This is a genomic window from Sphingomonas sp. GM_Shp_2 (genome assembly GCF_026540875.1).
GTDB lineage: Bacteria > Pseudomonadota > Alphaproteobacteria > Sphingomonadales > Sphingomonadaceae > Sphingomonas > Sphingomonas carotinifaciens.
In genome coordinates this window covers 40,735-60,060 of record NZ_JALNUQ010000013.1, presented here as the reverse complement: position 1 = coordinate 60,060, position 19,326 = coordinate 40,735, and the positions used below count along the sequence as shown (strand labels likewise).

At 67.8% G+C, this 19,326-nt stretch carries 18 protein-coding genes; 9 read left to right on the top strand and 9 right to left on the bottom strand.

Annotation, left to right across the window (positions count from 1 at the left end; all coding sequences use genetic code 11):
- Position 1: 1 nt before the first annotated feature.
- From pdxA to lptD, 3 genes are all read right to left on the bottom strand, one after another.
- Entirely contained in the window at positions 2–1,015 is a 1,014-nt protein-coding gene (gene pdxA / locus OXR08_RS07130) for a 4-hydroxythreonine-4-phosphate dehydrogenase PdxA (RefSeq protein WP_267348995.1), read from the bottom strand.
- A complete protein-coding gene (locus OXR08_RS07125; protein ID WP_112383597.1) occupies positions 1,012–2,346 on the bottom strand; it encodes a peptidylprolyl isomerase in 1,335 nt (444 codons plus the stop codon). The genes pdxA and OXR08_RS07125 overlap by 4 nt, the downstream gene beginning before the upstream one ends.
- Before the next feature lie 130 nt (positions 2,347–2,476).
- A complete protein-coding gene (gene lptD, locus OXR08_RS07120; RefSeq protein ID WP_267348993.1) occupies positions 2,477–4,723 on the bottom strand; it encodes an LPS assembly protein LptD in 2,247 nt (748 codons plus the stop codon).
- 163 nt (positions 4,724–4,886) lie between these two features.
- Between lptD and OXR08_RS07115 the strand changes: the two genes are divergently transcribed.
- The 4 genes from OXR08_RS07115 to OXR08_RS07100 all read left to right on the top strand — a co-directional run bounded on the left by OXR08_RS07115 (position 4,887) and on the right by OXR08_RS07100 (position 7,845).
- The gene (locus tag OXR08_RS07115) at positions 4,887–6,356 is read left to right on the top strand and encodes a leucyl aminopeptidase (RefSeq protein ID WP_267348991.1); all 1,470 of its coding nucleotides are present in this window, start codon (positions 4,887–4,889) and stop codon (positions 6,354–6,356) included.
- 17 nt (positions 6,357–6,373) lie between these two features.
- Positions 6,374–6,814: a DNA polymerase III subunit chi gene (locus tag OXR08_RS07110; RefSeq protein WP_149683435.1), complete on the top strand. Its 441-nt coding sequence runs from the start codon at positions 6,374–6,376 to the stop codon at positions 6,812–6,814.
- A 90-nt stretch (positions 6,815–6,904) separates the two neighbouring features.
- Positions 6,905–7,327 carry a nucleoside-diphosphate kinase gene (gene ndk, locus OXR08_RS07105; RefSeq protein WP_112383601.1) on the top strand — a complete coding sequence of 141 codons (423 nt, stop codon included), beginning with the start codon at positions 6,905–6,907 and terminating at the stop codon, positions 7,325–7,327.
- Positions 7,327–7,845 carry a GNAT family N-acetyltransferase gene (locus OXR08_RS07100; protein WP_267348988.1) on the top strand — a complete coding sequence of 173 codons (519 nt, stop codon included), beginning with the start codon at positions 7,327–7,329 and terminating at the stop codon, positions 7,843–7,845. Before ndk ends, OXR08_RS07100 begins: the two co-directional genes overlap by 1 nt.
- Positions 7,846–7,871: 26 nt before the next feature.
- On the opposite strand, the gene OXR08_RS07095 is transcribed toward OXR08_RS07100, so the two are convergent.
- The 4 genes from OXR08_RS07095 to purM are packed head-to-tail and all read right to left on the bottom strand — an operon-like array spanning position 7,872 to position 10,371.
- Positions 7,872–8,516 (bottom strand): hypothetical protein, encoded by a 645-nt coding sequence (locus OXR08_RS07095; protein ID WP_267348986.1) that lies wholly within the window; start codon positions 8,514–8,516, stop codon positions 7,872–7,874.
- On the bottom strand, positions 8,464–8,721 hold the full coding sequence (locus OXR08_RS07090; protein ID WP_267348984.1) for a hypothetical protein: 258 nt from the start codon (positions 8,719–8,721) through the stop codon (positions 8,464–8,466). Before OXR08_RS07090 ends, OXR08_RS07095 begins: the two co-directional genes overlap by 53 nt.
- Positions 8,718–9,284, bottom strand: a complete 567-nt coding sequence (purN, locus tag OXR08_RS07085; protein ID WP_267348982.1) for a phosphoribosylglycinamide formyltransferase — start codon at positions 9,282–9,284, stop codon at positions 8,718–8,720. The genes OXR08_RS07090 and purN overlap by 4 nt, the downstream gene beginning before the upstream one ends.
- Positions 9,274–10,371 (bottom strand): phosphoribosylformylglycinamidine cyclo-ligase, encoded by a 1,098-nt coding sequence (gene purM, locus OXR08_RS07080; RefSeq protein WP_267348980.1) that lies wholly within the window; start codon positions 10,369–10,371, stop codon positions 9,274–9,276. The genes purN and purM overlap by 11 nt, the downstream gene beginning before the upstream one ends.
- Positions 10,372–10,430: 59 nt before the next feature.
- Here purM and OXR08_RS07075 point away from each other — a divergent pair, with 59 nt between their 5' ends.
- The 4 genes from OXR08_RS07075 to OXR08_RS07060 are packed head-to-tail and all read left to right on the top strand — an operon-like array spanning position 10,431 to position 15,962.
- A complete protein-coding gene (locus tag OXR08_RS07075; RefSeq protein ID WP_267348978.1) occupies positions 10,431–11,678 on the top strand; it encodes a heavy-metal-associated domain-containing protein in 1,248 nt (415 codons plus the stop codon).
- Positions 11,675–12,283 carry a chromosomal replication initiator DnaA gene (locus OXR08_RS07070; RefSeq protein ID WP_112383607.1) on the top strand — a complete coding sequence of 203 codons (609 nt, stop codon included), beginning with the start codon at positions 11,675–11,677 and terminating at the stop codon, positions 12,281–12,283. Before OXR08_RS07075 ends, OXR08_RS07070 begins: the two co-directional genes overlap by 4 nt.
- An 18-nt stretch (positions 12,284–12,301) precedes the next feature.
- Complete coding sequence (locus tag OXR08_RS07065) at positions 12,302–14,467, top strand: RNA degradosome polyphosphate kinase (RefSeq protein WP_112383608.1); 2,166 nt, start codon at positions 12,302–12,304, stop codon at positions 14,465–14,467.
- Positions 14,468–14,471: 4 nt separating this feature from the next.
- Complete coding sequence (locus OXR08_RS07060) at positions 14,472–15,962, top strand: Ppx/GppA family phosphatase (protein WP_267348975.1); 1,491 nt, start codon at positions 14,472–14,474, stop codon at positions 15,960–15,962.
- Between the two features lie 10 nt (positions 15,963–15,972).
- Here the strand turns inward: OXR08_RS07060 and OXR08_RS07055 are convergent, their stop codons facing one another.
- Both OXR08_RS07055 and rnd read right to left on the bottom strand, forming a co-directional pair.
- On the bottom strand, positions 15,973–16,239 hold the full coding sequence (locus tag OXR08_RS07055; RefSeq protein ID WP_267348973.1) for an I78 family peptidase inhibitor: 267 nt from the start codon (positions 16,237–16,239) through the stop codon (positions 15,973–15,975).
- Positions 16,236–17,414, bottom strand: coding sequence for a ribonuclease D (gene rnd / locus OXR08_RS07050; protein WP_149683426.1), 1,179 nt, complete (start codon positions 17,412–17,414; stop codon positions 16,236–16,238). Before rnd ends, OXR08_RS07055 begins: the two co-directional genes overlap by 4 nt.
- 93 nt (positions 17,415–17,507) lie before the next feature.
- Here rnd and aspS point away from each other — a divergent pair, with 93 nt between their 5' ends.
- Positions 17,508–19,319: an aspartate--tRNA ligase gene (aspS, locus tag OXR08_RS07045; RefSeq protein ID WP_267348971.1), complete on the top strand. Its 1,812-nt coding sequence runs from the start codon at positions 17,508–17,510 to the stop codon at positions 19,317–19,319.
- Positions 19,320–19,326: the final 7 nt, after the last annotated feature.

The following is a 19,326-nucleotide window of genomic DNA, read 5'->3' as shown; positions in this document are numbered from 1 at the left end:
GTCAGAGACCGAGGCGCGCCCGGTGTGCCGCCGCTTCGCTGGCCATGCGGATCGCCGCGATCATCGCGCCGGGTTCTGCCGCATCCATGCCGGCGATGCCGAAGGCGGTGCCGTGGTCCGGCGAGGTGCGCACGATCGGCAGGCCGAGTGTAATGTTCACGCCTTCATCGAAATGGAGCGTCTTGAGGGGCACCAGCGCCTGATCGTGATAGCAGCACAGCACCGCGTCATAGCGGGCGCGGGCGCGCGGGTGGAACAGCGTGTCGGCGGCGAGCGGGCCGGTGATGTCGATCCCCTCTGCCTGCAACTGCGCGATGGCCGGCTCGATCACGTCGATTTCCTCACGCCCGATCGCGCCGCTTTCCCCGGCATGGGGGTTCAGTCCAGCGACCGCGAGGCGAGGCTCGGCGATGCCGAAGTTGCGGAACAGACCGCGTGCGGTGGCACGCGCCTTGGCGAGCACGAGATCGACGGTGATCAGGCCTGGCACCTGGGCAAGCGGCACATGCGTGGTCATCGGCACGACGCGCAGCGAAGGGCCGGCGAGCATCATCACCGCATTGGCACCGGCAATGCCGCAGCGTTCCGCCACGAACTCGGTCTGTCCCGGATGGGTGAAGCCGATCTGGTAAAGCTGCGCCTTCGATACCGGCCCCGTCACCAGCGCGCTGGCGGCGTTGGAGCGGACGAGGCCGACCGCCAGTTCTAATGCGTGGAGCGCGCAGCGGGCACCCTCCACATCCGGGCGACCGGGCGTGATCTCGCCCGCGTCCTCGACCGACAGGACGGGCAGCGCGTCGGGAAAGGCGGCGACGGCGGAGCGGATGTCCTGCACCACCGTGATCGGCCCGTTCCAGACGCGGGCTATGGCCCGGTCGTCGCCCACCGCCACGAAGGGCGGCAGGCCGTATTCGTCACGCGCGGTCCAGGCCTTGGCGATGATCTCCGGCCCGATGCCGGCAGGATCGCCCATCGATACGGCCAGGGGCGGGATCACGCCGTCAGCGCCGATCAACGATATTCCACCACGGCGTCGCGGCGGAGATCGCGCATCTTCTGCTGCGCGCGCAGATTGACGCGCTGCTGTTCCAGTTGCTGCTGGACCTGATCGGGGCGGGGCAGCGAGCCGGTGGCAGGGGGATCGTCGCGACCGCACAGCACAAGGGCGCGCACGCCGCTCTCGGCCGAGCCGAAGGGCGGGGTCGACTCGCCGATCTGCATCTTCAGCAGAATGTCCTGCAATTGGGGCGGCAATTGCCGGGCCGGCACACCGTCATTGTCGACGACCTCCGCACCGATCGTCGCCGCGGTCTTGTTCACGTCGCCGCAGCCACGGATCGTCTTGGTCACCTCGGCGAACTTGGCGGCGCGGGCGGTGGCCTGCGCCTGGGTCGTGCCGGCAGGGAACTTGATCGTCAGCTGCTTGAGCGCCAGACGTGCGTCGCGCGGGTCGGAGGTCAGCACCTGGCGCTTGTCGACGAGATACAGGATCGAGAAGCCGCCGGGGATCTCGATCGGGCCGGCGACCTGACCGATCTGCATCGACTGGGCCGCCTGGGCGAGCTCGGGCGGCAATTGCGCGGCACGCACCCAGCCCAGATCGCCATCGACGCCGCGCGTCGACGCCTCCGAGAAGGTGCGGGCGAAATAGCCGAAGGGCTGCTGCCCCTTCTGGATCTCGGCCAGGATCTGGCGGGCATTGGCGAAGACCTGCGCCGAGGTCGCCTGATTGGCGGACAGGTAGATTTCGCGGAGGTTGAACTCCTCGGTGCCCTTGGCGGCTTCGAGGCGGTCGAGGATGCCCTTCACCTCTTCCTCGCCGACATTGACGAAGGGTTCGACGCGCTTGCGCAGATAGCGGCTCCACGCCAGCTCGCCCTCGATCTGGCGCTTGAGCGAACGCTCGGACGAGCCCACTTCGCGCAGATACTTGTTCATTTCAGCCGGCGTGCGGTTGAAGTTGCGCGACACGCGGACATAGCTCTGGTTGATCTCGTCGGGCGTGACCGCGATTTCCGCGCTCTTGGCCTCCTGGATCTGCAGCGTCTCGTCGATCAGCTGGCGCAGCACCTGGAGACGCAGGCGCTCCTTCTCCTCGGCGGGCAGGTTGCCGGCCTGGTTGGCGGCCATGATCAGGCCCATGCGCTGGTCGACATCGGTGCCGGTCAGCACCGTGTCGTTGACCACCGCGGTCGGCTTGCGGACATTGGGATCGAGCTTGCCGAAGATCTGGAGGTTCGACGGAATGTCGAGGCCGCCGGTCTCCGGCACCGACCGGTCGGGCACCGTCTGCGCAATGGCGCCGGTGGCGGCCGCCGCCAGCATCAGAAGAACTGCGCCGCGCATGCCGCGAACGTTGGAACGAATTGGCTGCTTCACCGTGTCTGCTATCCTTATCGCACCCAGGCCGACGCCCTTACCCGCAAGGTACGTCGCAATTGTGGCGCGCTTTGCCTGCATCTTGCTGAATAGCGGCTTAGCGGCCGAGATTGGTGAACGCCAGCGTCAAGGAGTAGCTGTTGCCGCTGCGCGCGTCGCCGGTGTTGTTGTAGAAACGCTGCCACGCAAAGCCGAGCCGGACGCAGTCATCCTCATATTGGAAGCCGACGCGGTGGCGGACGGGATCGAAGCCGCTGGCGGTCGACAGGGGGTCCTCGCGCCGGTTGGTCAGATCGATCACCGCCGAGCCGAAGGCGGACCAGAAGCGGGCGAACTGGACCCGGCCGGCGACACGGGCTTCCTCGCGGTCCTGCAGATCCTCGATGGCGGGGAAGATGTTGCGGTCGAGCCGGAGATAGCCGATCTGGGCATAGGTCGCGCGCGAGCCGACGACCGCGTCGATCTCGTTGCGGCGAACGGCGAAATTGTCCTTGTCCAGCCGGTAGCGGTGGATGACCGAGACCAGATCGCGGAAACGCAGCTCGGTGCGCCCGACAAAGTCCGACCAGCGATCCGACAGGCCGGTGCCGTCGTAGAAGATCGTCGGGCGGCTGTTCAGGCGGTAGCTCTGGCCGATCACCGTGTTGATGGTGAAGCCAGGCAGGGTGAGCGCCCATTCGCCGCCATAGGTGACGCGGGTCGAATCCTCGAACCGGTCATAGCCGGGGAAGCGGTTGAGCGCGAAGAGGTTGGAATCCTCCAGATCGACGGCGCGGGCATCCTCGTTGGGGATTTCGATATTCTTCAGCTTGGGGCTGGCGACCACCTGCACGCGCGGGGTGAAACGCTGCGTGCCGCCGAACAGCTCGCCGATGAACGGCCACTTCACGTCCGCGGCCACCGCGCCGATCGCGCGGCCCTGGAACCCCTCCATGCCGCGATAGATGAGCGGGCTGCTGGCGATGTCCTGCGCATTGTACGCATCGGCGCGGCCATAGGCGGTCAGCGTCACCTCCTGCCCCCAGTTGGTCAGGCGGCGCAGGTCCCAGCGGGCGCTGGCAAAGGCGCGCTGCGTGTCCTGCCCGTCCGACCGGCTGATCGCGAGCGAGTTCAACTGGACCTGCACCTTGCCGCCGACCAGCCCGTCGTCGAAACGGTAGCGCCAGTCGATCTCGGGCAGCGCGATCGGTTGCAGCCCCTGCCGGTCGTTCACCCGCAGCGTCTGCACATACCAGCCGGTCAGCGCGAAATAGCTGTTGGTGCCGATCCGCTGGAGGCTGGCGGTGGTGCGCAGCCGGTCGTCGCGGGAAATGTCGTAGCGGCGCAGGAAGGTACGGTCGCTGGCCAGGCGCAGCGATCCGCTGAGGCTCCATTCCGGCGAGAACTGGTAGCGCCCGGTGCCGTCCAGATACCCGCGAAGTGCCATCGACGTGTCGGTCGGGTTGGCGGTGGTCAGGTCGTCGCTGCGCCGGCTGACGGTGGCGTAGCCGGTGACGCGGAACGCACCCTGCGTGTCGAGCGACTCGTAGGTCGCCTGCATCATCGGCAGCACGTCGCTGAACACGTGCGGCGCGACCATCAAGCCCTTGTTGGGGGCGAGGCGCCAGTAATAAGGGGTCACCACCTCCAGGCCGTTGACCCGGTCGAGGCGGATGTCGGGCGCCAGAAAGCCGCTGTCGCTGCCCTCGCCGATCGGAACCGACAGCTTGGGCAGGGGCACTGCGGGCAGGCCGAACAGGTTCATCCGCGCACCGCTGAAATAGACGCGCTGCCGTTCGGGGCGGTAGGTGACACGCACCGCGGTGATCTTCCACGACGGGTTCTTGGGGCAACCCTCCGAGGTCTGCACCGCGCAGGGCGTATAGGCGGCGCGGTCGAGGTTCAGCGTGCCGTCCTCCTGCCGGGTGCCGCGCACCGCGGCGAGGCGGCCGCCCTGTTCGAGGACGACCAGCATGTTGTCGACCACGCCGCCTTTCAGCGAGTCGGTCAGCTCGATCTGGTCGCCATAGGCGATGTCGCCTTCCGGATTGGTGATTGCGACATCGCCGTCCGCCACGACCTTGCCGGTCTTGCGGTTCCAGGTGACCGTGTCGGCGCGCAGCCGCTGCCCCTGGCGCGCCATGCGCACGTCGCCGGTGGCCGTGACGATGTCGGCCTCGGTGTCATATTCGAGCTGCGCCGCGCTGAACCGCACCTGATCCTCGGGCGTCGGCGCGCCGGGGGCTACCGTGCCCTCGGCCGGTGGGGGAACGGCACGATCCTGCAGATCCTGCCCCGCAGCCGGCACGGCCGCCAAAAGGACGAGTGGGAGGGAGCAGCCAGCCAGGAGGTCGATACGCAACACGATTCAGTCGGTTCCATCTCTTGGCAGCATCGAGACGGAGCCGCCCTGACCGGCCCCGTGGCAAGCGACGCCTATCGCAAACCCGGAGCGCTCCTGCAATCGTGCGCTTGCCGTTAGGCGCAGACGCCCTAGATGGAGGCGCATCTTCAACGAAAGGTCCCCCATGCAGATCGCATTCGCCTCTTCCGTACCGAACGAGGGTGTTCTCGTCCTTCCCGTGGCGAAGGACGGCGTCGCGCAGGTGCGTTCGGATGCGGCGGGCGAGGGGCTGGCGGCGCTGGCCGCGACCGCGGCCGAGGCCGGGCGCTTCAAGGGCGAGGCGGGCACGCTGGTCGAACTGTTCGTGCCGCGGGACGGCGCGGTGCGGCAGGTGATCCTGGCGGGCGTCGGCGCCGGCAGCGAGACGGAATGGGCCAAGGCGGGCAGTGCGCTGTCCGCGCGGCTGCTGACCTCCGGCACCACCGCCCTGACGGTCGATCTGGGCGGCGCGCAGGCGACCCCGGCGGCCGTGGCGGCGTTCGCGACGGGCGCGGTGCAGCGCGGCTGGCGCTACGACGTCTATCGCACTACCCAGAAGGAGACGGCGAAGCCGACGCTGGGCACGGTGACGCTGGTGAATGCGCCGGATGGCGCGGAGGCGGCATGGGAAGTCGGTCTTGCACTCAACGGCGGGCTGGCGCTGACCCGCACGCTCGTCACCGAGCCGCCGAACAAGCTGTACCCGGAAAGCTTCGTGGAGCGCGTGCTGCGCGAGGTGGAGGGGCTGGGCCTCGAAGTCACCGTGCTCGACGAGGACGCGATGCGCGACCTGGGCATGGGCGCGCTTTTGGGCGTGAGCCAGGGCTCGACGCGCGAGGCGCGGCTGCTGGCCCTGAAGTGGAACGGTGCGGGCGAGGGCGATCCGGCGCTGGCGCTGGTCGGCAAGGGCGTGACGTTCGACACCGGCGGCATCTCGATCAAGCCGGCCGCCGGCATGGAAGACATGAAGTGGGACATGGGCGGCGCGGGGGCCGTGGCCGGTGCGATGAAGGCGCTGGCCGGCCGCAAGGCGAAGGTCAACGTCATCGGCGTGATGGGCCTGGTGGAAAACATGCCCGACGGCAACGCCCAGCGCCCCGGTGACGTCGTGACGTCGATGTCCGGGCAGACGATCGAGGTCATCAATACCGACGCCGAAGGGCGTCTGGTGCTGTGCGACGCGCTGACCTGGGTGCAGAAGACGCACCGCCCCAGGACGATCATCGATCTCGCCACGCTGACCGGCGCGATGATCATCAGCCTGGGTCACGAACATGGCGGCCTGTTCTCCAACGACGATGCGCTGGCGGACAAGCTGCTGGCGGCGGGCAAGGCGAGCGGCGACACGCTGTGGCGCTTCCCGCTGGGCGATGCGTACGACAAGCTGATCGAAAGCCACATCGCGGACATGAAGAATGTCGGTCCGCGCGGCGCCGGATCGATCACCGCGGCACAGTTCCTGAAGCGCTATATCGACGAGGGTGTCGCCTGGGCGCATCTGGATATCGCCGGCATGGTGTGGGCCGACAAGCCCGGCACCTATCATGACAAGGGTGCGACCGGATACGGCGTGCGGCTGCTCGACCGGCTGGTCGCCGAGCATTTCGAAGGCTGAATGGGGGAGCGGCGTCGATGCAGGTGGACTTCTACCATCTGACCGCGGCGCCGCTCGATCGCGTGCTGCCGGCGGTCGCCGAAAAGGTGCTGGCCGGCGGCGGGCGATTGCTGGTGGTGTCCGGCGATGCCGAACAACGCGGGGCGCTCGACCGGGTGCTGTGGCTGCATCCGGCCGAAAGCTTCCTGCCGCACGCCCAGGCCGGCGACGGCGACGACCATGCGCAGCCGGTGCTGATCGCGGGTGACGTATCGCCGGCCAATGCCGCCCGGCACGTGGCGCTGGCGGACGGAATCTGGCGTGACGAGGCGCTGGCGTTCGACCGGGTGTTTCACTTTTTCGACGAGGATCGCATCCGCGACGCGCGGGGCGCATGGAAGGCGCTGGCCGAACGCGAGGGGGTGCAGCGCCGCTATTGGAAGCAGAACGAGGCGGGGCGCTGGGAACAGGCGGCCTGAGCCACCCTCAAGCGCGGTTGCCAAGCCGGCGCGGGACGATTAGGGCGGCGCCACTTTTTCCCCGACCATCACAGGAGCAGCGTGACCGCCATGGCCGCGAACCGTACTTTCTCGATCATCAAGCCCGACGCCACCCGCCGCAACCTGACCGGTGCGGTCACCAAGATGCTGGAGGAAGCCGGCCTGCGCGTCGTCGCCTCCAAGCGCATCCAGATGACCAAGGAGCAGGCCGAAGGCTTCTACGCGGTCCACAAGGAGCGTCCGTTCTTTGCCGATCTGGTCAGCTTCATGATCTCCGGCCCGGTCGTCGTGCAGGTGCTGGAAGGCGAGAATGCCGTGCAGCGCAACCGCGACATCATGGGCGCGACCAACCCCGAGAATGCCGAGCCGGGCACGATCCGCAAGGAACTGGCCGAGTCGATCGAGGCGAACTCGGTGCACGGCTCGGACTCGGACGAGAATGCGGCGATCGAGATCGCCTATTTCTTCAAGCCGGAAGAGCTGGTCGGCTGATGCACTGGCGGCTGCGACGGGCGGCGGCGGCGGATGCCGATGCGCTCGCGATGGTCGCAGCCGCCACCTTTCTTGAGACCTTTGCGGGCGTGCTCGCCGGACCGGACATCGTCCGGCATTGTGCGGTGAACAGCGCGCCCGCCAAGTTCGCCACCTGGGCGAACGACCCCGCCAGCGCCGTGACGCTGGCCGAGCATCCCGAGGGTGCCGCGCCCATGGGCTATTCGGTGCTGACCGTGCCCGATCTGCCGATCCCGCCGGAGCCGGGGGATATCGAGCTTCGCCGCATCTATGCCCTGTCGGTTACCCGTGGCACCGGGCTGGGGGCAGCGCTGATGGCATGCGCCATCGCCGATGCGCAGGCGTTGGGCATGAGCCGGATGCTGCTGGGGGTGCTGGGCCGTAACCGGCGCGCGCGGGACTTTTACGAGCGGCAGGGCTTCGCGCTGGTGGGCGAGCGGCGCTTTCTCGTCGGCGAAACCTGGTATGACGATGTCGTCTACGGGCGTGCGATCTAGCGCTTATTCCCTGTAGGGACGTGGCGTTACGGGGCCGGCTTTTCTCGCGCCCAGATCGCGTCGAGTGCCTTCTGGTCACCGCCCTTGCGATGCAGGCGCAGGTCCTCCAGCTTCAGCGTGCGGCCGCGCAGCATGCGACCTTCGGTGCGCCAGATGATGTCGTAGATGCCGGTCAGGCGGTGCGGCTCGTCGCCGGCGAAATATTCGACGGTCAGGAGGATGGGCAGGCGCCCGGTCTTGCGATCGTCGCCGCCATCCGTCGCCTTGAGCAGGGGATCGGCAAACCAGTCGGCCGCGATCGTCGCGCCGGAAATGGCGGTGCGACCCTCGACCCCAAGGTGGGAGGGAAAGGTCACGGCGATATCGCCCAGGCTGTGCGCGTCATCCTCGATCAGGGTCAGGGCGTTGCCGTTTGCTGTGGGTTTGGCCCGAACGACGAAATGCGCCTTGCCCGCCTTCTCGTCGGCCGCCGCCGCTGCGCGGGCGGCCCGATCGGCGCGCTTGTCGGACCAGTTGGTGTAGAGCGTCAGTCCGGCGATCAACAGGCCGATGACGGCAACCGCCTCCGCCAGCGTGATCCAGCGGCGGCGGGTGCGGGCCTGATCGGTGTCTCGCCGCTCACCGGCCGCCGGCCTCCAGCAGGCGGGCAGGGGCGGTGAGTTCCCAGCCACGCGCCACCCGGTCCTCGATCAACGTCGCATCGCCATTTTCCAGGCGGCGCCAGCCATCGTCGGCGCGCACCTCCACCCTCTCGCCATCGCACCGGACGAAGGGCGTGCCATCGACCAGGAAGGCGACCTGGCGGTCATCCGCACCTTCCTCGACCTCGGGCAGCAGCAGCGCGACGGCGCGGACTTTGGCGAGAATGTCGGTCATGAGCGGACGAACTCCGATAATATCCGGGGGTACAGGCGATGTTCCTCGATCAGCACGCGCGCGGCAAGGCTGTCGGCATCGTCGCCGGGATGGATCGGTACCTCGGCCTGCCCCAGCACCGCTCCCGCATCCAACTCCTCGGTCACCACATGCACCGAACAGCCCGCCACCGCATCCCCCGCCGCGATCGCCCGCGCATGCGTATCCAACCCCTTGTATTTGGGGAGGAGTGAGGGATGGATGTTGACGATCCGGCCGCGCCAGTCGCCGACGAAGCGATCGGACAGCAGGCGCATATAGCCGGCGAGCGCGACGACCTCGACCTCCGCATGGCGGAGCATCGCGGTCATCTCCGCTTCGAAGGCAGGTTTGCCGATGCCTTTCGGGGAAAGTGAAAAAGTCGTGATCCCCTGTTCGGCCGCCCAGGCGAGACCGGGCGCGTCGGGCTTGTCGGAGGCGACCAGCACGACCTCATAGGGGCAGTCGGCCCCTTGCGCCGCGCGGACCAGCGCCTGCATGTTCGAGCCGCGGCCCGACAGCAGGATGCCGACCTTAACCCGCATGCGTGCCCGTCCAGTCCGCCTTCGCGCTCCACGTGCCCGCCGATCCGCGCACCGTGCAGCCGCGGGCACCGTGTTCGACATGGCCGATCCGCTCGACCGTCTCGCCGGCAGCGGCCAGTGCCTCGGCCACCGCATCGGCCTGCTCCGCGGCCACCACCACGGCCATGCCGATGCCGCAATTGAAGGTCCGCGCCATCTCCTCCGGCTCGATCCCGCCCTGCGCCTGCAGGAACGCCATCAGGCGCGGCTGTACCCAAGCGTCTGCATCGATCACGGCATGCGCCTCGGCGGGCAGAACACGCGGAATATTTTCCAGCAGTCCACCGCCGGTGATATGCGCTAGACCCTTGATCCGGCGTTCGCGCAGCAGCGGGAGCAACGACTTCACGTAAATGCGCGTGGGCGCCATCAGCGTGTCGATCAGGAGGCGGTTCTGGTCGAAGATGGCGGGGCGGTCGAGCTTCCAGGCTTTGTCCGCGGCGAGTCGGCGCACGAGCGAGTAGCCGTTCGAGTGGACGCCGGAGGAGGCGAGTCCCAGAATGACGTCACCGCGCATAATATCGCGCCCGGTCAGCACATTATCCCGCTCCACCGCGCCGACGCAGAAGCCGGCGAGATCATAGTCGCCGCCCGCGTACATGCCGGGCATTTCCGCGGTTTCGCCGCCGATCAGCGCACAGCCCGCCTGCTTGCACCCTTCCGCGATCGAGGCGACGACACGCTCGGCAACCACATTGTCGAGCTTGCCGGTGGCGTAATAGTCGAGAAAGAACAGCGGCTCGGCACCCTGCACGATCAGGTCGTTGGCGCACATCGCGACCAGATCGATGCCCACGCCCTCGTGTCGGTCGTGTTCGATCGCCAGCTTCAGCTTGGTGCCGACGCCGTCATTGGCCGCGACCAGCAGCGGATCGGTGAAGCCCGCCGCCTTCAGGTCGAAAAAGCCGCCGAATCCGCCGAGATCGGCATCGGCGCCGGGGCGGCGCGTCGCCTTGGCAAGCGGGCCGATGGCGCGAACGAGCGCGTTGCCGGCGGCGATGGAAACGCCGGCATCGGCGTAGGTGTAGCTGGGCGTGCTGTCGGTCATCCGCGCCCGTTAGCCACATCGCGCTTGGATTTCCACGTCTGGTTCGCCAAAAGGCCGCGATGCGCCTGCGTGCCCCCGTTCTTCTCGCCTGCTGCGTGGCCGTCATGGGTCCGGCGGCCGTCCTCGCCCAGATGGAGGGGCAGGACCGCGGCGTCGCGCCCGTCGCCAACACCGGTGACTACGAGGTGAGCGGCGTCAGCGTCGACGTGGCGGGCAAGACCGCCGAGGCTGCGCGGCTGGGTGGCTGGCGCGTGGCGCAGCGCAAGGCGTGGGTCGTGTTGTCGCGCCGGCTGGGCGGCGGCGGTGCGATGGTGTCGGACGGAACGCTCGATTTGATCGTGTCCGGGATCGTCGTGGAGAACGAGCAGATCGGCCCGATGCGCTATGTGGCCAAGTTGGGCGTGACCTTTGACCGGACGCGGGCTGCCTCGATCCTGGGCATCTCCGCCTATGCCGACCGGTCGCTGCCCATGCTGGTGGTGCCGATGCAGATCTCGGGCGGCGTGTCGCAGGTGTTCGAGGGGCGTTCGCCCTGGCAACAGGCCTGGGCACGGTTCCGCACGGGCAACAGCACGATCGACTATGTGCGGCCGGCGGGCACCGGCCCCGACGCACTGCTGCTCAATGCCGGGCAGATCGGCCGTCCGGGTCGCGGCTGGTGGCGGACGATCATCGACCAATATGGCGCGTCGGACATCCTGATCCCCACGGTCCGCCTCTACCGGCAATGGCCGGGCGGGCCGGTGATCGGCGTGTTCCAGGCGCGGCACGGGCCCGACAACCATCTGCTCGGTACCTTTACCTTGCGCGTCGGCTCGTCCGCCGGGCTGGCACAGTTGCTGGATACCGGCGTGCAGCGGCTGGATGCGATGTATCAACGCGCGCTGTCGAGCGGGGCGCTGCACCCCGACGCCAGCCTGAGCCCGCCGCCGGCGCCCGAGCCAGTGATCGACGACGATGCGCTCGTCGACGAGCCGATCGAAGGGCTGGACGCCGCGATCGCCGCGACCACGGGAGCGGGCATCGCGGTGACCGTGCAGTTCGACACGCCGAGCGCCAGTGCGGTCGCCAATACCGAAAGCCTGGTGCGCTCGATCCCCGGCGTGCGGCAGGCGGCGACCTCCAGCCTGGCGCTGGGCGGCGTTTCGTTGATGCGCGTGACCTATGACGGCGACCCCGCCGCGTTGCGGACGGCGCTGGAAAGCCGCGGCTATCAGGTGATCGGCAGCGGCACGACGCTGCGCATCCGCCGGGCCGCACAGATACCGACGCCGGCGGTGCCGGCCGATAACGGAATTACCGGATGAGTCAGATGGCCCTTCCGCTGGCATGGCCGGCGGACCCGCGTTCGGACGCGTTTCTTATCACCCCCTCCAACGCGCATGCCGCGCAGATGCTCGACCGTTGGGAAGGCTGGCCGACGCGCACCGCCGTGCTGACCGGGCCGCGCAAATCGGGACGGTCGCTGCTGGCGCGCATCTTCGCGGCGCGCAGCGGCGGGACGATCATCGACGATGCCGAGCGTCTGCCCGAAGCGCAGATCTTTCACGCCTGGAACCGGGCGCAGGCGGAAGGACGGCCGCTGGTGATCGTCGCGGACGCCGCGCCACCGGTCTGGGCGGTCAAGCTGCCCGATCTCCGCTCGCGTCTCGCCAATTCGACGCTGGCGGAGATCGACGCGCCCGACGACGAACTGATCCCGCTGCTGCTGGACCAGTTGTTCACGCGCCGTGGCCTGTTCGCTGGCCCCGACCTGATCGAATGGCTGGCGACACGGATCGAGCGCAGTCATCTGGCTGTCATACGCACCGTCGATATGCTCGACCAGCAGGCCATGGAACGTCAGAAGCGTTTGTCCATTCCCCTTGCACGAGCCACCCTGACGGAGGCCGGCCTGATCGCCGACCCCTGACCCGACAAGCGAGACCCGATGACCCGCCCCGCGCATATCGCCAAGATGGCCGAACCGGACGACGATCCCTTCGTACCGGAGCCGAGCGGGCGGTACTTCAACCGGGAGCTGTCCTGGCTCGCCTTCAATCGCCGCGTGCTGGAGGAGGCCTGCAACAGCGCGCATCCGCTGCTCGAACGATTGCGCTTCCTGTCGATCTCCGGGTCCAATCTCGACGAGTTCTTCATGGTCCGCGTCGCAGGCCTGAAAGGCCAGCAGTCGCAGGATGTCGGCCAGCGTTCCGTCGACGGGTTGACGCCGGGCCAGCAGTTGAGCGGCATCGTCGCGGAGGCGGATGCCCTGCTCGCCAGCCAGCAGGCGGTGTGGGGCGACCTGCGCCATTTGCTGGATGATGCAGGCATCTTCGTGCTGCGCCGTGACGCGATCGACGGCGAGGCGCATGGCTGGCTGGAGACGCATTTCCGCGAGCAGATCTTTCCCATATTGACGCCACAGGCGCTCGACCCGGCGCATCCCTTTCCCTTCATCCCCAACAAGGGGCTGTCGATCATCTTCGACCTGACGCGCGTGTCGGACGAGGAACCGATCATGGAGCTGGTGATGCTGCCGGCCACCATGCCGCGCTTCGTGCGGTTGCCGGGCGAACCGTCGCGCTACATCTCGATCGAGGCGATCGTGCGGCGTTTCTCGGCGCAGCTTTTCCCCGGCTATGTGGTGAACGGGTCGGCCACCTTCCGGGTGCTGCGCGACAGCGATATCGAGATCGAGGAAGAGGCGGAGGATCTGGTCCGCTACTTCGCCAACGCCATCAAGCGTCGCCGCCGTGGCCGCGTGATCCGACTGGAGATGGAGACGGGCATCCCTGACAGCCTGTCCGCGGTGTTGCGCGACGAACTGGGCGGGTCCGACGCGATCATCACCGAGAGCGGCAATCTGCTGGGTATCGGCGACCTCGACATGCTGGTCGACGAGGATCGGCCTGATTTGAAATTCCCATCCTTCTCGCCGCGTTTTCCTGAGCGTATCCGGGAATTCGCCGGCGATTGTTTCGCCGCGATCCGCGCCAAGGACATTGTCGTCCATCACCCCTACGAGACGTTCGAGGTGGTGATAGCCTTTCTGAAACAGGCCGCGGCCGACCCGGACGTCGTCGCGATCAAGCAGACACTGTACCGGGCGGGCAAACAGTCTGCGATCATCAACGCGCTGATCGCCGCGGCCGAGGCGGGCAAGTCGGTGACCGCGATCGTCGAGTTGAAGGCGCGGTTCGACGAGGAGCAGAACCTGTATTGGGCGGCCGCGCTGGAGCGCGCCGGCGTGCAGGTCGTCTACGGCTTCATCGACTGGAAGACGCATGCCAAGGTGTCGATGGTGGTGCGGCGCGAAGGCAATGCGTTTCGTACCTACTGCCATTTCGGTACCGGCAATTATCATCCGGTGACCGCGCGCATCTATACCGATCTGAGCTTCTTCACCGCCGATCCGGCGCTGGGGCGCGATGCGGCGCGGATGTTCAACTACATCACCGGCTATGTCGAGCCGACGCATATGGAGCGCGTCAGCCTGTCGCCGCGCGACCTGCGCGCCAATCTGATGGCGATGATCGATGACGAGATCGCCAATGCACGCGCCGGCAAGCCGGCGGGCGTGTGGGCCAAGATGAACTCGCTGGTCGACCCGGCGATCATCGAGAAGCTGTACGAGGCGAGTGCGGCAGGCGTGGAGATCGACCTGATCGTGCGCGGCATCTGTTGCCTGAAGCCGGGTGTAGAGGGGCTGTCCGACCATATCCGTGTGAAGTCGGTCATCGGGCGCTTCCTAGAGCATAGCCGGATCTGGGCATTCGGCAACGGCAAGGCGCTGCCCAATGACGGGGCGAAGCTGTTCATCTCGTCGGCGGACTGGATGCCGCGCAACTTCGACCGGCGCGTCGAATATATGCTGCCGATCCTGAACCCCACGGTACACGACCAAATATTGGATCAGGTGATGGTCGCGAACCTGCTGGACAATGAGCAGAGTTGGGAATTGGAGCCGGATGGCCGCTACGTCCGTGACGAACCGGGGGACAGACCGTTCAACCTGCATCGCTATTTCATGACGAACCCCTCGCTTTCCGGGCGCGGCGCGGCACTGGAGTCGCGTGATGCCGTTCCAACGCTTTCGCTTCGCCGGCAGCGCTGAGCCGATGACCAAAGCAGCAAGCCACGCGGCGCCCGCACCGGCGCCGCGAACCGCCATTATCGACATCGGATCTAACTCGGTCCGCCTGGTCGTCTATCAGGGGCATGCGCGGTTGCCCGCGATCCTGTTCAACGAGAAGGTCATGGCGGGGCTGGGCCGGGGACTGGCCGCGACCGGCGCAATCGAGCCGGGGTCGCTCGCCAAGGCGCAGACGGCGCTGCGCCGCTTTGCCGCGCTGGCCCGCGAGATGAAGGTCGATACCGTCCGCACCGTCGCCACCGCGGCGGTGCGAGACGCCGCCAATGGCCAACAATTGATCGACTGTGCGCACGAACTTGGCCTGAAGGTCGAACTGTTGTCGGGCGAGCAGGAGGCCAAGGGGGCAGGCGAGGGCGTGCTGTCCGCCATTCCGGAGGCGGACGGGATCGTCGGCGATCTGGGCGGAGGCAGCCTGGAACTGGTGCGGGTGCGGGGCGGTCAGGTGGGCGACCGGGTATCGTTTCCGCTCGGTGTGCTGCGCATTCCGGCTCTGCGCGAAAAGGGGAGCAAGGCGTTCGAGCGGCATATCGCGCGGCTGGTGGACGAGGCCGGATGGGAGGGCGCGGGCAGGGGACTGCCCTTCTATCTGGTCGGTGGATCGTGGCGCGCACTGGCCCGGCTGGACATGGGGCTGGCGGAATATCCGTTGCCGATCATTCATCATTATGCGCTTACGCCAACCGATGTCGCGCGGCTGGGGCGGACGATCCCGCATCTGAGCAAGCCGCGGCTGCGCGGCGTGCCGGGGTTGTCGTCCGGGCGTGCGGCGACGCTGGCGGATGCGACGGCGCTGCTGGGCGTGTTGTTGCGGCATCTGGGGAGCAGTACGACGATCGTGTCGGCCTATGGTCTGCGCGAGGGGTTGTTGTTCGGTGCGTTGGACGCGGAGACGCGGGCGCTCGACCCGCTGATCGTGGGCGCGCGGGAGGAAGGGCGACTGCTCGGCCGTTTCCCCGAGCATGGCGACCTGCTGCAGGGCTGGATCGCGCCGCTGTTCCCCGCCGACGCGACCGCCGACGCCCGGTTGCGCCATGCGGCATGCTTGCTGGCCGATGTCGGCTGGCGTGCCAACCCCGAGTTCCGGGCGGAGCGCGGGGTGGAGATCGCGCTGCATGGCAATTGGGTGGGGATCGACGCGGTCGGCCGCGCAATGCTGGCGCAGGCGCTGCACACGAGCCTGGGCGGTGGGCTGGATGTGCCGCACCCGCTGGCGCAGTTGGCGAGTCCGGCGCAGTTGAAGGCGGCGACGCTCTGGGGGCTGGCGATCCGGCTGGGGCAGCGGCTGAGCGGCGGGCTGGCGGGGCCGCTGGAGCGGTCGTCGGTGACGCTGTCCGAAGAGGCGGTGACGCTGGCGCTGCCGGCGCAGGACACCGGCTTCTACGGCGAGGCCGTCGAGCGGCGCCACGGCGCGCTGGCCAGCGGCCTGGGGCGCCGGGCGGTGCTCGCCGAGGCCTGAGCGGCGTCCCTCAGCCGCAGCGCAGGCGGGTGACGATGCCGCCCGCGTCGGTCTCGACGTTCAGCCGATCGGGGCGATAGTCCATCGTCACCATCGTATCGGGGCCGATGACCCGTAGCGTGCGTGCCCCGGTCCGCTTCAGGACGGCGGCTTCGCCGGCCGGGGCCCAGGGCTTGCCGACAAGGTCCTGCGCACGATCGGCGCGGCATGCGCCGCCCTCGGGCGTCGTCGCGCAGCCGGCGAGCAGCAGCAGGGCGACCAGCGACCGGGCGATCATTCGGCCTCTCCCTCGGTGCGGACCATCTTCAGCTTGCCGTTCTTCACCACGAAGCCCAGCCGGCCCTCGACCAGATCGAGCGCGTCGCGGCCGAACTGGTCGAAGCGCCAGCCGGTGAGCATCGGCAGGTCCTCGCGCACGCCGGCGGCGAGCAGTTCCAGCTCCTCCGACCGGGCGAGCAGGCGCGAGGCGACGTCGATGTCACGCGCGCGGATCTTGAGCAGCAGCTTGAGCAGGTCGGCGACCAGCGAGCCCTCCTTGCCGAGGCCGGGCTTGCGATCGTCGCGCGGGGGCATCTCGTCGGCGGGAAGCGGTTCGGCCCCCTCGATCGCGGCCATCAGGCGGCCACCAATGTCGTTGCCGGCCCAGGTGGCGGACAGGCCGCGGACGCGGGCCAGATCGGCCTGCTTGCGCGGGGGGTGCCCGGCAAGGTCGCCCAGCGTCTCGTCCTTGACGATGCGGCCGCGCGGCAGATCCTTGGCCTGCGCCTCCAGCTCGCGCCAGCGGGCGAGCGCCTTCAGCCGGCCGAGCACGTCCGGCTTGCGCCCAGAAATGCGCACGCGCTTCCACGCCAGATCGGGATCATTGGCATAATGGGCGGGGTCGGCGAGCCGCTCCATCTCCTGATCCAGCCACGCGCCGCGACCAGTTTTCTTCAAACGCTCCAGCATCTTGGGAAAGATGCTCGACAGATGGGTGACATCGCCGATCGCATAATCGACCTGGCGCTGGTCGAGCGGGCGGCGCGACCAGTCGGTGAACCGTGCGCCCTTGTCGACCTGAATGCCCAGCCAGCTGTCGACCAGGTTGGAATAGCCGATCTGCTCGCCTTGCCCCAGCGCCATCGCCGCCACCTGCGTGTCGAACAGCGGGTGCGGGGTCTTGCCGGTCAGGTTGTAGATGATCTCGATGTCCTGGCCGCCGGCATGGAAGACCTTCAGCACATCCTCGTTATTGACCAGCAGGTCGAGCAGCGGGGTCATGTCGAGCCCCGGCGCCATCGGGTCGATCGCGGCGGCCTCGTTGGTGTCGGCGATCTGGATCAGGCAGAGTTCGGGCCAATAGGTGCTTTCGCGCATAAACTCGGTGTCGACGGTGACGAAGTCGGCATCGGCGAGGCGGGTGCAGAGATTGGCGAGCGTCGCGCTGTCGGTAATCAACGGGTGTACGTGCATCCGATTGCCCATAGACGGCTCGCGCGGGTTGACAAAGAGGGGCCGGACAGGAAAGCGGCCGGCTTTCCACTTTGCTTGTCAGAGATCGCGATCATGCACGCCTATAGAACCCATAATTGTGCCGCGCTGGCCGCTCCCCAGGTCGGCGAAACCGTTCGCCTGTCCGGATGGGTGCACCGCAAGCGCGATCATGGCGGCGTGCTGTTCATCGACCTGCGCGATCATTACGGCATCACGCAGATCGTGGCGGACAGCGACTCGGCGGCGCTGCCGGTGCTGGAGGCGGTACGCGTCGAATCGGTGGTGACGATCGACGGCGTGGTGAAGGCGCGATCGGGCGGCACGGTGAACGCGAACCTAGCGACCGGCGAGATCGAGGTGTTCGCGCGCGGCGCGACCGTACTGTCGGCGGCCGAGGAATTGCCGATGCCGGTGGCGGGCGAGCAGGAATATCCCGAGGATATCCGCCTGCGCTACCGCTTCCTGGATCTGCGCCGCGACACGCTGCACGCCAACATCGTGCGCCGCACCAGGGTGATTTCCGAGATGCGGCGCCGTATGGAAGCGGTGGGGTTCACCGAATATTCGACGCCGATCCTGACTGCGTCGTCTCCGGAGGGCGCGCGCGACTTCCTGGTGCCGAGCCGCATTCATCCGGGCAAGTTCTACGCGCTGCCGCAGGCGCCGCAGCAGTATAAGCAGTTGCTGATGGTCGCGGGCTTCGACCGCTATTTCCAGATCGCACCGTGCTTCCGCGACGAGGACCCGCGCGCCGACCGCCTGCCGGGTGAATTCTACCAGCTCGACCTGGAGATGAGCTTCGTCACGCAGGAAGAGGTGTGGGAGACGATGGAGCCGGTGATCGGCGGCATCTTCGAGTCGTTTGCCGATGGCCGCACCGTGACGCCGAGCGGCGAGTTTCCGCGGATCGCCTATGACGAGGCGATGCTGAAGTACGGCAGCGACAAGCCCGATTTGCGCAACCCGCTGATCATCACCGATGTGTCGGCGCATTTCACCACCTCGGGCTTTGGCCTGTTCGAGAAGATCGTGGGTTCGGGCGGCGTGGTACGCGCCATCCCGGCACCGGCGACCGCGGACAAGAGCCGCAAGTTCTTCGACGAGATGAACGAATGGGCGCGTGCCGAGGGGCATGCCGGCCTTGGCTACGTCACCCGCAAGGGTGGCGAGTTCGGCGGGCCGATCGCCAAGAACCACGGCACCGAAGGCATGGAGGCGATCTACGCCGCGCTGGGGCTCGGGCCCGATGACGGGCTGTTCTTTGCGGCGGGCAAGGTCGAGCAGGCGGCCAAACTGGCCGGCGCGGCACGCACCCGCGTCGCCGATCAGCTGGGACTGATCGAGAAGGACGCGTTCCGCCTGTGCTGGATCGTCGATTTCCCCTTCTACGAATGGGACGAGGACGCCAAGAAGGTCGAGTTCGCGCACAACCCCTTCTCGATGCCGCAGGGCGGGATGGACGCGCTGGAGGGTCAGGACCCGCTGACCATCAAGGCCTATCAATATGATCTGGTCTGCAACGGTTATGAGATCGCATCGGGTTCGATCCGCAACCAGAGCCCCGAGCTGATGGTCAAGGCGTTCGAGCTGGTCGGCCTGTCCAAGGCGGACGTGGAGGAGCGCTTCGGCGGCCTGTACCGCGCGTTCCAGTATGGCGCCCCGCCGCACGGCGGCATGGCGGCCGGCGTCGACCGGATCGTCATGCTGGTATGCGGCGCGCAGAATTTGCGCGAAATCTCGCTGTTCCCGATGAACCAGCGTGCCGAGGACCTGTTGATGGGGGCGCCCAGCCTGCCGTCGAACGCACAGATGCGCGAGCTGAGCCTGCGTACGACGGCGACCGGGCCCGAGGTCGACAAGACGGTGGCGCCCAAGGCGGGCTGACCCGTCA